Genomic DNA, 11,498 nt, shown 5'->3' on the forward strand with positions numbered 1-11,498 from the left:
GGTAGGGGCGGCGGGGGCGATAACCCTCCCCCTCACTCCCCCCGCTGAGACCGCGCCTTGAACGCCGCCTTACGGGCCTCCTTGGCGACCTTCTTGTCGGGGTGGAGGCGCCCCATCGCCTCCAGGACCTCGGGCGTGGCGGGATGGTCCACACGCCAGGCCGCCGCGAAAAAGCCCCCGTGCTGCTGCGCCAACCCCTCGACCAGGGCCTGGAGCTCCACCGAGTTGCCCTCGGCGGCCAGCTGCGCGGCCACCGTGTCGATGGTCAGCCAGAAGACCATCGACTCGGACGGCACGGGCACATCCGCCGCACCCCGCTCCGTGAGCCACACCCGCGCGAGCCCACCCAGTTCCGCGTCGTCGAGGACCTCCCGAAGCGCCGGCTCGGCAACGGGCCCCACCAGGGACAGCGCCTGCTGGCAGCGGAGCCGGCGAAGGGGCGCCCCGGCGTCGGAACCCCGCGCCGCCGCCAGCAACTCCCGCGCCCCCGCGAGAGGTTCCCGACGGGCGAGCCACTGCTCCGTCTCCGCCTGCGCCGCGGCCTGCGGGAAGGTGGCCGTCCCGTCCAGCAGGGCGTCCGCCCCCTTGTCCCCCAGCTCACCCACCGCGGGCGCCGGCACACCGGCCTCCAGCAACCGGGTCCGCACCCCGTACAGCCCGAGCGGGGTGAGCCGCACCATCCCGTAGCGCGCGACATCGGTCTCGTCGAGCGGTGTGGAGGCCCCCTCGCCGGCGCCATCCGCCTCGTCCGCCTCGTCCGCGCCGTCCGCGCCGTCCGCGTCCGTCATCAGCGCCTCGTCCACCGGCTGGTACGCGACAAGACCGACCGGCTCCAGCAGCCGGAACTGGTCGTCGAGCCGCATCATCGCGTCCGACACCTGCTCCAGCACGTCGTTGGTGGGCTCCCGCATGCCGTCGGGCATGATCACCGACGCGGCCAGCGCGGGAAGCGGCACCAAGCCGTCCTCGGGCCCGCCCTCGCCCACGGTCAGCAGGTAGAGGTTGCCGAGCACCCCGTCCAGGAACCGCGCCTCCGCCTCAGGATCCCAGTCCAGCCGGGAGAGATCGACCTGCCCGCCCTCGTCCATGGCACCGGCCAGGTCGTCGAGGTCGGGTACGGCCGCGTCGGCCAGCACCGCCTCCAGCGCCGCGCACCAGACGCCCAGCACATCCCGCGGCCCTCCGGAGGTGAGCGTCCGCAGGTCCGCGCCCGCGCCGACAGTGCCCTCCTCCTCGTCCACGATCTCGACGAGCCCGGTGTCGACGGCCACCCGCCATGCCTCGCTCGCGAAGGCCGCCGCGTCATCGCCCGTGAGCCCCAGCTCCTGGGCGGCCCGCGGGAGTTGCTCCTCGACCAGTTCGCCCCCCGCTCCCACCCGCGTGTCCGGCCCCGCCCAGCGGGCGAGTCTCACGGCACGCGAGAGCAACGGTGTGGCGAGCGCGTCCCGCGCCAGCTCCGCTTCGGAGTGCAGCCGCACCGGCGGCAGGGGGGAGCTGTCTGACATCGGTTGGTTTCTCCTCCGGACGAACACGACGGGTACCACAGCACCACAGCGCCCAACCACGATGAACAGGGCGATCCGCAGGTGCACGAGGGCCGGGAGCCGCCTCCGGGAACACGAGACCCGTGGCCGCCCCGTCACACCCCGCAGCGGCTCAGCCTAGACGGATTTCCACCCATGCCGCCCAGTTCACGGTTCCGTCAACAGCCGTACATGGCTGAAACCTTGACAAGTGGCCTGAGCAGGCAGGAGATTGACGCGCGTAGAAACTCGGGAGTAGCTCTCGCGCCACCGAAGCCGCGACCGCCGACCGGGCTCTACGCGCGTCGCCACCGCCCCACCGGTCGCGTTCACCCCTGGCTTCACCCATCGCTTCACTCTCGTTCCGGCGCTCACGCTCGTCCCGGCGCTCACGTACGTCCCCGGAGGGATCCCTTGCCGAGCAGGAGAACCGCGCGCATCGCCGCGCTCACCGTCGCCGCCGCGTGTTCCGCGGCGTCCGCCGTGGTGGTCACCAGCCCCGCCCACGCCGACACCGTCCGCGTCCACGACATCCAGGGCACCACCCGCATATCCCCGCTGGCCGGCCAGCAGGTCACGGACGTGGCGGGCATCGTCACGGGCGTACGGACCTACGGTTCGTCACGGGGCTTCTGGATCCAGGACACCCAGGCGGACGCCGACCCGGCCACGAGTGAGGGCGTCTTCGTCTTCACCGGCTCCACCCCGAAGGTCGCCGTCGGCGACTCGGTCACCGTCTCCGGCACGGTGACCGAGTTCGTACCGGGCGGAACCTCGTCCGGAAACCAGTCCCTCACGGAGATCACGCGCGCCACGGTCACGGTGGTCTCCAGCGGCAACGCCGTCCCGGCCGCGACGGTCGTGAACGCGAGGTCGGTGCCGGACGACTACGCCCCGGCCGGCGACACGGCCGCGAACGGCTCGGTCAACGGGCTCACCCTGAAGCCCGCGGCCTACGCCCTGGACTACTACGAGTCCCTGGAGGGCATGAACGTCCAGGTCTCCGACACCCGTGTGGTCACCGCCACCGACCCGTTCACCGAGCTGTGGGTCACGGTCAAGCCGCGTGAGAACGCCAATCGCCGCGGCGGCACCGTCTACGGCTCGTACACCTCGCAGAACACGGGCCGGCTGCAGATCCAGTCGCTGGGAGCGGCCGCCGACTTCCCGAAGGCGAACGTGGGCGACGTCCTGAAGGGCACCACCGCGGGCCCGCTGGACTACACCCAGTTCGGCGGCTACACCCTCGTCGCAAGTCAGCTCGGCACCCTGGAGCAGGGCGGCCTGGAGCGCGAGACGACCCGCAAGCAGTCGCGCGGCGAGCTGGCGGTCGCGACGTACAACGTCGAGAACCTGGACCCGTCCGACGGCACCTTCGCGGACCACGCGGCCGCGATCGTGAACAACCTCCAGTCGCCCGACATCGTGGCCCTGGAGGAGATCCAGGACAACAACGGCGCGACCAACGACGGCACGGTCGCCGCCGACCAGACGGTGCAGAAGCTGGTCGACGCGATCAAGGCCGCCGGCGGCCCCGCGTACGAGTGGCGGTCCATCGACCCGGTGAACCTCGCGGACGGCGGCCAGCCCGGCGGCAACATCCGCCAGGTGTTCCTGTTCAACCCCGAGCGGGTCTCCTTCACCGACCGCGCGGGCGGCGACGCCACCACGGCGGCCGGCGTGACGAAGGTGCGCGGCAAGGCGCAGCTGACCGTCTCCCCGGGCCGTATCGACCCGGCGAACGACGCCTGGAAGGACAGCCGCAAGCCGCTCGTGGGCGAGTTCAGCTTCCGCGGCAAGCCGGTCTTCGTGATCGCGAACCACTTCGCGTCGAAGGGCGGCGACCAGGCGCTGCACTCGCAGTACCAGCCGCCGACGCGCGGCTCGGAGACCCAGCGGCACCTCCAGGCGACCGTGGTGAACACGTTCGTCAAGGAGATCCTGAAGAACCAGAAGAGCGCGGCCGTCGTCACCCTCGGCGACATCAACGACTTCGAGTTCTCGGACACCACCAAGCTGCTGGAGGACGGCGGCGCCCTGTGGTCGGCGTTCAAGTCCCTGCCGAGGAGCGAGCGTTACTCGTACGTCTTCCAGGGCAACGCCCAGGTCCTCGACCAGATCCTGATCAGCCCGTCGATCCGGTGGAGCTGCGACTTCACGTACGACAGCGTGCACATCAACTCGGAGTTCAACGACCAGATCAGCGACCACGACCCGCAGGTGCTGCGCTTCCGCCCGTAGCACCGGCCGTCGTCACTCGGGTACGTCACTGAGCCCGGCCCCCGTTCGCCGGGGGCCGGGCTCAGCCACGCCAAGGCGTGTTTCAGGCGCCGAACACGCCGTTCAGCCAGCCCGTCCAGGCGACCTCGTTGTGCTTGGCGTCGGCGTCCGGCGCGAAGTCGTGGACGCTGACGCCGACCGGGGCACCCCAGTGGTTGCGGCCGAAGAAGCGGATGAGGGCGGTGTCGGTGCGCAGCCCGATGAAGTACGGGTTGCGGTAGTCGAGTACGGCGTCGAGGGCCTGCCCCTCGGGCCCCTGGGCCTGGATCCGCGCTCCCTCGTCCGTCTCGTCGGGGAGGCCGAGTGCCCGGCCGACCGCGGCGAACGCGTCGGACGCCGTGGACGCCTCGGGCCCGTCGAAGGTGGCGAAGGCGACGGCGCGGCCGTCGAAGCGCGTCAGGTACTGGCGCAGGGTGTGCAGGTAGAAGTCGGTGTGCTTGTTCGCGCCGTCGTACTGGTTGTCCCAGTCGTCGACGAGGATGCCGCTGTGCACGTAACGCACCCAGGCGCGTCTGCCCTCGTCACGCGGTTCGATCGTGTAGTCGAGCTGGTTGAGGGTCTGCTCGGAGATGCCGTCGACGTTCTCGACCCGGTTGGTGTACCGGTGCGGCGGGTCCCAGGCGGTCACGGTGGAGCCGAAGGGGCCCTTGCCGCCCTCGCGCGGCTCGGGGGCCTCCATCGGCCACAGCCAGCCGCCGGTGCCGCTGGTGACGGCGGCCCACACCTGCTGGGGCGTGGCGTCGACCTCGAACTCACGGGCGATCTCGAATTCCTTGGACATGGTGGGCTCCTGCGCGTCAAGTCAGCGTGTCATTGGGTCAGTTCGGGTGTCTCGGGCTCGCCCGCCCGGGTCTCGTCGGCCCGGGTCTCGTCGGCCCGGTCCTCGTCGGCCTGGGGCTTGACCGTCGGATGGACGGCGACGACGATCCGGTGGCCTCGGCCGCCCTCGGCACCGGGGGCGTCGTACCGGCGGATCAGCGCGCTCACGCCCGCCGTCAGCTCCTCGATGAACGCGGCCCGGTCGGCGGCCGAGGCGAAGGTCACCTCGCCGTCGAGCGCGTACGTCGCGAGCCGCTTGCGGGCCTTCGCCGCGCCCCTGATCAGCGTGCCGACGTCACGGACGAGCCGGGCGCCGAGCGCGAGCAGCCAGCGCGCGGAGAGCTGGTCGCGGAAGCGGTCCGGGTCGGGTTGCAGGGCGGCCAGCGCGAGGGGCGAGATGACGTACGACGCGGCGGTCGCCCGCATCAGCCGCTCGGTGACGTTGCCCTTGCGGCGCTCGCCCGCCAGCTCGACCAGGCCGTGCCGCTCCAGCGCCTTGAGGTGGTAGTTCACCTTCTGCCGGGGCAGCCCGACCTTCCCGGCCAGCATGGCGGCCGAGGCGGGTCCGGCCGCCAGCTCGGCGAGCAGCCGGGCCCTTATGGGGTCCAGCGAGACGGCGGCCGCCTCCGGGTCCTCGATCACGGTCACGTCCAACATGGCTCCACCCTCCCACCGAAAACTTTTTTTGTCCAGGCAGACAGAGTTTTCGGTGAGAGGGTGCGGCGTACGGGGGACGCGGGTCAGTGTGATGCGGGTCAGTCGGGGAGCAGACCGAGGGCGTACGAGTAGCCGCTCGGGGCGGAGCCCTTCAGGCCGGGGACGTCCGGACGCGCTCCCACTCCGGTGTGGACGGCCGGAGGGTGAGGGCCTCGTCGTAGGACTTCACGCTCTTCCACTCGGCGTAGTTGAGGACGTGGGTGCCGTCGGCGCCCAGGTGGAAGTGCGAGGAGGCGGCCGAGCGGCGGCGCGACCGTCACTCGGCACCCGGGGGTACTCAGCGCCCGGTGGATACACCGACCACCCTTCGACCTCGACCAAACTCGAGGTCAACCACTCACCGTGCCCGCGGCATCGAGGCCGCGCCCGGACCCCTCACCCGATCCGGCGCCGGGCCCGTTGGACGTACCGTGACAGGTCGTCGCGGAGCCGTGAGGCGCCGTGCCGTGCCCGGAGCATCGGCGGGGGCGGCGGTACCTCGTGCCTGCGCCAGGCCACGACTCCCGTGGCCGCCATCGCGACGCCCACACCCACACCGCCGATCACCGCGGCGCGGGGCATATGGGTGGCCCGTTCCCGTACGGAGTGCGCGGCGTGCGAGGCCGAGCCCTTCAGCTCCGCCACCTGGGCCCTGGCCCGCGCCTTCACATCGGTCTTGGCGACCAGTTCCTCGACGGTGTCACCGAGCTGATGACGCGTCGCCTCGATCTGCCGCCGGAGCTCGTCGGGCCCCTTGGCCCCGGACGAACCCCTCGAACCGGCCGAACCGCCGGAGGTGGTTGTCATCGGTGCGCCCTTCCCTTGATCTCCTCGACATCGGCCCTGACGCTGTCGATGGCCCGCCCGGGTGTGGGTGGCGTGGCCCTGCGCAGCTGGGCGCGGCCGGTCGCCGCCAGCACGCCCGCGATGACGAAGAGGACCCCCGCGACGATGAGCGCGGCGGCCCACACGGACAGTTCCAGCGCGAGCGCGGCGACCGCCGCACCCGACAGGGCCATCAGCCCGATGTACCCGATGGCGCCGGCCGCGCCGAGCAGTCCGCCGCCGCGGCCCACGCGCCGGCCCTTCTCCGCCAGTTCCTCCTTGGCCAGGGCCATTTCCTGCCGTACCAGCAGGGAGAGCTGTTCGGTGGCCTGCCCGACCAGTTCGCCGACGGAGTGGTGCTCGGCGGCCTCGGGTCGCGCGGGCCTGGTGTCCAGGGTCCCGGTCACTGTGTCCCGCCTCCTCTCGTCCGGGGGCACTCCGGGTACCCCGGCCGGAGCCGCGCTACCCCTGAGGGGGCGATCCCCCTGGTGGCGCCCCGGGACCGCGTTCGCCGAGCTGCGCCAGCCGGCTCTGGAACCAGTCGAGTCGAGCCTGGAGCAGTGCCGCCTCCGCGACGAGTTCCGGCACGCCCGTATCGGCGGGAAGTCCTCCCGGGCCGTTCACCGCCGCGCCGCGGGTGCCGGGGGCGGGCCGGACCCGCAGCCCCTCCCCCGCCAGCCGTGCGAAGGAGGCGAGCGACACCGACATACGACCGCGGACGCAGCCCGCGCACGAACCGGACAGCCCCCACCAGCCCGGCCGGCCCCAGCCCGCGTCGGCCAGGGCCACGGCCGTCGCGCCGCACGCGCACGCTCCGACGGTGGCGGTGCGCACCCGCTGGCGCGCGTACCGGTAGCCGTGCTCGAAGCGGATGTACGCGCCGAGGACGGAGACCTCCAGCAGTACGGCCGCACGGTGTTCGGCGGTGCACAGCAGGGCCTCGGCCGCCGTCCGGTCGTGCACGCAGTGGAAGCCGCAGTCGCAGCGGCGCGCGGGGGCGCGGTGCCGCAGTCCGTAGACGCACCGGGCCTCGTCGAGGACGCCGTACGGCAGCGTGCCGCCCAGCGACACCCCGGTGAACCCGGCCCGGGTGCCGTCCTGGGACAGCACCGGGTGGGCGATCTTGTATCCGGTCGGCGGCTCCGCCGGACGTTCCTCGGGGAGCCGCAGTCTCATCGCGCGACCGGTGCCTCTTCGGCCGCGGCGACCGCCGGCTCCTCGGCCTCCTCGGGGACCCGCAGCTCCTCCTCGTACGGCTGCTCCTGCTCCTCCGCGACCCCGGTGGCGAGTGCTTTGCCGAGCCTCATGACGCCTCCCATGACCGTGAACCGACGTTGCTGACCGTCTCCGCCATGGTGACCCATGAGCCGCGGCTTGGCACCAGGGCCTCTGGTCGGGAGCCGGGACTCACGACACTTCTCCGTAGAAGAACTTACCTGTACCGCTTAGAAGAATTAAGTAGAACTTCACGGTTGTGCTGCCGACACTACCGTCATGACGACCTCACACCCCGCCCCCTTCGGCCGCGCCCTCTGCGCGATGGTCACGCCCTTCACCGCGGAGGGCGCGCTCGACCTCGACGGCGCGCAGCGGCTCGCCGAGCGGCTGGTGGACGGGGGCTGCGACGGCCTGGTCCTGTCCGGTACGACGGGTGAGTCGCCCACGACCACGGACACGGAGAAGGCGGAGCTGGTGCGCGCGGTCCGCGAGGCGGTCGGGGACCGGGTCCATGTCGTCGCGGGCGTCGGCACGGCCGACACCCGGCACACCGTGGAGCTGGCGCTGGCGGCGGAGAAGGCAGGCGCGGACGGCCTGCTGGCGGTCACGCCCTACTACAGCAGGCCTCCCCAGGACGCCGTCGAGGCCCACTTCCGCGAGCTCGCCGACGCCTCGGGGCTGCCGCTCGTCCTGTACGACATCCCCGGCCGCACCGGCACGCGCATCGAACCGCGGACCATGATCCGGCTCGCGGAGCACCCGAGGATCGTCGCGGTGAAGGACTGTGCGTACGACCTGCTGGGCACCCAGAGGGTGCTGGCCGAGACGGAGTTGGCGTACTACACGGGCTGTGACGAGTACGTGCTGGCGCTGTACGCGATCGGGGGCGCCGGATACATCAGCACGGTGGCGAACGCGACGCCACGTCACTTCCGGGCGGTCATCGACGCGTTCGACGCGGGGGACACGGACGGGGCCGCCCGTCTTCAGAGACTCACCATCCCGCTCACCGAGTTGATGATGGGCTCCGGCCTGCCCGGCACGGTGACGGTGAAGGCGCTGCTCGGGCGGCTGGGGCTGCCCGCGGGACCGGTCCGCGCGCCGCTGCGGCCCGCCGGCCGTGAGGCGACCGACGGGCTGGTGGCGGCGTACGAGGAACTGGTCAGCGCTGTCAGCGCTCGCTGAACATCGGGACCCAGCGGCCGGGGTAGTCGGCCGACGCCTTGCGGAAGTCGCTGAGCGGGACGACATTGTCGCTGCCGATGGTGACCAGCAGGAGCCGGTTGCGGTACTCGTTCCTGCCGTTGCACGGATCGCATCCCCAGACGACGAGCCGCTCGTCGTCGGCCCAGCCGAGCGGCTCCTGTGCTCCCTCCACCTTGGTGACCACCTTGCCGGTGTTGGCGTCGAGGACCATGCCGTTGTCCGCGACGAGCTTGCCGTTCGGGGACAGTCCCGCGTCGTTGATCCAGTGCCTGTACTTCTCGTTCGCGGGCTTGTCGACCTCGTTGCCGTCGAGGTCGTAGTACTGCATGTGAGGATCGGTGGTGAGCCCACCGTAGACCAGCTTGCCGTCGTGGCTGAAGCCGAAGTCCTGGCGGACGTTGAGGTCATCGACGTTGGACGTGACCCCGCTCCAGGAGCCTTCGCCGGAGTCCACGTCGATGACGTAGAAACCGGTCCGGTCCGACTGGCCCCACTGCGGCATCCAGTCGTTCTTCTTGCCGTCGCCGTCGCTGTCGTAGTCCGCCTTGTACACCAGGTCCGGGTTCTCGCTGTACGTCGTCGCGACGAGCTTGCTGCCGTCGGGCGAGAACTCGACGCCCGCGACACCGCGGTCGACCGGGATCCAGCGCACGTCCCCGGTGAACAGGTCCAGTAGGCCGATCCGCTTGGCCGGGAGGTCCTTCTCCAGGACGGCGGCGGTGCGCAGGCCGGGGGCGATGTCCATGAAGGACCACTTGGTGGTCTTCTCGTACTTGCCCGTCTTCTGGTTCAGGAGCCAGTAGGTCCGTGCGCGGACGCCGCGGTCCTTCGTCTGCTTGTCGATGCTGTAGGTGTAGTAGGCGGCCAGTGCCGTGTCCCCGGCCGCGATCAGGTCGCGCGGCGGCGACTGGTCCGGGTGGGCGATGATGTCGCTCTTGTTCTTCTCGCTGGCGAGCCGTACGTCGTCCTTGCCGGAGCCCAGCAGCGGCACCGCGACGGCGATGGCGACCACCGCGGCGGTGGCCGCGGCGACGGACGCCAGGGTACGGGTCCGGCGGCGGCGCCGGGCGGTCAGGACCCGGTCGGCGAATCCCGGTGGGACGGGCACGGTCTCGGCGGCCTGCTCGCGCAGGGAGTCACGGACGAGTTCGTCGACGTTCACGGACGCACCTCCACGGGCGAGTAGTCACGGGACGGCGCCCGTTCGGCGTCGGCCTGCCCGAGCGCGGCCAGTTCGGGCGCGAGCGCGCGCAGACGCGCCAGCGACCGGTGCGTCGTGGACCGCACGGTCCCGACGGAGCAGCCGAGGATGCGGGCCACCTCCGCCTCCGGCAGGTCCTCGAAGTAGCGCAGTACGAGCACGGTCCGCTGCCGCGCGGTGAGGCGGGCCAGCGCACCGCGCATCAGCAGGCGCAGCTCCGCGGCGGCCACCCCGTCCCCGGGTGTTCCCCCCTCCGGCAGCTCCGCGACACTGAGCTCGCGCCGCCGCCACTTGAGCCGCCAGCGGCTGACCTGCTGCCGGTACAGGATCTGGCGGACGTACGCCTCCGGTTCGTCGATGCGCGTCCACTTACCGGCGGCCTTGATCAGGGCGTTCTGCAGCAGGTCCTCCGCCGCGTGCCGGTCCCCGCCGCTCAGCAGTACGGCCGTCTTCAGCAGCGCCGGCGACCGTCCGGCCACGAACTCCCGGAAACTCTCGAGCCCTTCGGCATCCATCGTCACCTTCTCTTCCCCGGCGGTGCCCTGTGCCCCACCCCTGTGCCTCTTGTGACGCGCGCGCCCGTGCCCCGCTATGCCACCGCCGGCGAACTGCCGTGAAAAGACCGGGCGCCCTCCCGCGACCGCGGGAGGGCGCCCACCGTTCATGGACCGGCCGGTCCTAGTTGTGGCTGTGCAGGATCTCGTTCAGACCGCCCCAGACCGCGTTGTTCGGGCGGGCCTCGACGGTGCCGGTGACCGAGTTGCGGCGGAACAGGATGTTGGACGCGCCGGACAGCTCACGGGCCTTGACGATCTGGCCGTCGGGCATGGTGACCCGGGTACCGGCTGTGACGTACAGACCGGCCTCGACCACGCACTCGTCCCCGAGCGCGATTCCGACGCCCGCCTCGGCGCCGACGAGGCAGCGCTCACCGATGGAGATGATGACGTTGCCACCGCCGGAGAGGGTCCCCATGGTGGAAGCGCCCCCACCGATGTCGGAACCGTCCCCGATGAAGACACCGGCGGAGATGCGCCCCTCGACCATCGAGGTACCGAGCGTGCCGGCGTTGAAGTTCACGAAGCCCTCGTGCATCACGGTGGTGCCCGAGGCGAGGTGGGCACCGAGCCGCACGCGATCGGCGTCGGCGATACGGACGCCCTTGGGCGCCACATAGTCGGTCATGCGCGGGAACTTGTCGACGGAGGTGACCTGGAGGTGCAGCCCCTCGGCGCGGGCGTTGAGCCGCACCTTCTCGAGGTCGTCGACGGCGACCGGCCCGAGCGAGGTCCATGCCACGTTGGCGAGGAAGCCGAACATGCCGTCCAGGCTCAGACCGTGTGGCTTGACGAGCCGGTGCGACAGCAGGTGCAGCCGCAGATACACGTCGTGCGCGTCGATCGGCTTCTCGTCGAGCGAGGCGATGACCGTACGCACCGCGACCACCTCGACGCCCCGCCGGGCATCCGGCCCGACCGCCTTCGCGGCCCCCTCACCGAGCGACTGCACGGCACGCTCGGCGGACAGCCGCTCCGTGCCGGCCGGGCCGGGCTCGGCAACGAGCTCGGGCGCGGGGAACCAGGTGTCGAGAACGGTGCCGTCAGCGGCGATGGTGGCGAGTCCGGCGGCCACGGCGCCGGTGGTACGAGGAGCAGTCGTATCGGTCATAAGGGCAAACTAACCGGCGGGGGGTGGTGGAGGCGAACCGGTGGGGGGTGCGTCTCAGGTGC

General features: G+C 71.6%; 12 protein-coding genes. 2 read left to right on the forward strand and 10 right to left on the reverse strand.

Annotated features, from left to right (window positions below; genetic code table 11):
• Window positions 1–32 precede the first annotated feature (32 nt).
• A complete protein-coding gene (locus FNH04_RS30915; RefSeq protein WP_152789080.1) occupies window positions 33–1,505 on the reverse strand; it encodes a hypothetical protein in 1,473 nt (490 codons plus the stop codon).
• Between the two features lie 432 nt (window positions 1,506–1,937).
• Between FNH04_RS30915 and FNH04_RS30920 the strand changes: the two genes are divergently transcribed.
• Window positions 1,938–3,764, forward strand: a complete 1,827-nt coding sequence (locus FNH04_RS30920) for an endonuclease/exonuclease/phosphatase family protein (RefSeq protein ID WP_152789081.1) — start codon at window positions 1,938–1,940, stop codon at window positions 3,762–3,764.
• A gap of 82 nt (window positions 3,765–3,846) precedes the next feature.
• Here FNH04_RS30920 and FNH04_RS30925 read toward each other — a convergent pair whose 3' ends face one another.
• The 6 genes from FNH04_RS30925 to FNH04_RS48720 all read right to left on the reverse strand — a co-directional run bounded on the left by FNH04_RS30925 (window position 3,847) and on the right by FNH04_RS48720 (window position 7,450).
• Window positions 3,847–4,584 (reverse strand): SRPBCC family protein, encoded by a 738-nt coding sequence (locus tag FNH04_RS30925; RefSeq protein WP_152789082.1) that lies wholly within the window; start codon window positions 4,582–4,584, stop codon window positions 3,847–3,849.
• A 29-nt stretch (window positions 4,585–4,613) separates the two neighbouring features.
• Entirely contained in the window at window positions 4,614–5,279 is a 666-nt protein-coding gene (locus FNH04_RS30930) for an ArsR/SmtB family transcription factor (protein ID WP_152789083.1), read from the reverse strand.
• Between the two features lie 435 nt (window positions 5,280–5,714).
• Complete coding sequence (locus FNH04_RS30935; RefSeq protein WP_152789084.1) at window positions 5,715–6,125, reverse strand: DUF3618 domain-containing protein; 411 nt, start codon at window positions 6,123–6,125, stop codon at window positions 5,715–5,717.
• Window positions 6,122–6,550 carry a phage holin family protein gene (locus FNH04_RS30940; RefSeq protein WP_322724331.1) on the reverse strand — a complete coding sequence of 143 codons (429 nt, stop codon included), beginning with the start codon at window positions 6,548–6,550 and terminating at the stop codon, window positions 6,122–6,124. The genes FNH04_RS30935 and FNH04_RS30940 overlap by 4 nt, the downstream gene beginning before the upstream one ends.
• Before the next feature lie 55 nt (window positions 6,551–6,605).
• On the reverse strand, window positions 6,606–7,319 hold the full coding sequence (locus FNH04_RS30945) for a hypothetical protein (protein WP_152789085.1): 714 nt from the start codon (window positions 7,317–7,319) through the stop codon (window positions 6,606–6,608).
• On the reverse strand, window positions 7,316–7,450 hold the full coding sequence (locus FNH04_RS48720; RefSeq protein ID WP_265580751.1) for a hypothetical protein: 135 nt from the start codon (window positions 7,448–7,450) through the stop codon (window positions 7,316–7,318). The genes FNH04_RS30945 and FNH04_RS48720 overlap by 4 nt, the downstream gene beginning before the upstream one ends.
• Before the next feature lie 187 nt (window positions 7,451–7,637).
• Here FNH04_RS48720 and dapA point away from each other — a divergent pair, with 187 nt between their 5' ends.
• Complete coding sequence (gene dapA, locus FNH04_RS30950; RefSeq protein ID WP_152789086.1) at window positions 7,638–8,546, forward strand: 4-hydroxy-tetrahydrodipicolinate synthase; 909 nt, start codon at window positions 7,638–7,640, stop codon at window positions 8,544–8,546.
• Here the strand turns inward: dapA and FNH04_RS30955 are convergent.
• The 3 genes from FNH04_RS30955 to dapD all read right to left on the reverse strand — a co-directional run bounded on the left by FNH04_RS30955 (window position 8,533) and on the right by dapD (window position 11,436).
• Window positions 8,533–9,729: a WD40 repeat domain-containing protein gene (locus tag FNH04_RS30955; protein ID WP_322724333.1), complete on the reverse strand. Its 1,197-nt coding sequence runs from the start codon at window positions 9,727–9,729 to the stop codon at window positions 8,533–8,535. The genes dapA and FNH04_RS30955 overlap by 14 nt on opposite strands.
• Window positions 9,726–10,283 (reverse strand): SigE family RNA polymerase sigma factor, encoded by a 558-nt coding sequence (locus tag FNH04_RS30960; RefSeq protein ID WP_152789087.1) that lies wholly within the window; start codon window positions 10,281–10,283, stop codon window positions 9,726–9,728. Before FNH04_RS30960 ends, FNH04_RS30955 begins: the two co-directional genes overlap by 4 nt.
• A 163-nt stretch (window positions 10,284–10,446) precedes the next feature.
• Window positions 10,447–11,436, reverse strand: coding sequence for a 2,3,4,5-tetrahydropyridine-2,6-dicarboxylate N-succinyltransferase (gene dapD, locus FNH04_RS30965; RefSeq protein ID WP_152789088.1), 990 nt, complete (start codon window positions 11,434–11,436; stop codon window positions 10,447–10,449).
• Window positions 11,437–11,498 lie beyond the last annotated feature (62 nt).

Origin of the sequence: Streptomyces phyllanthi (assembly GCF_009377205.1) — a bacterium.
Lineage (GTDB): Bacteria > Actinomycetota > Actinomycetes > Streptomycetales > Streptomycetaceae > Streptomyces > Streptomyces phyllanthi.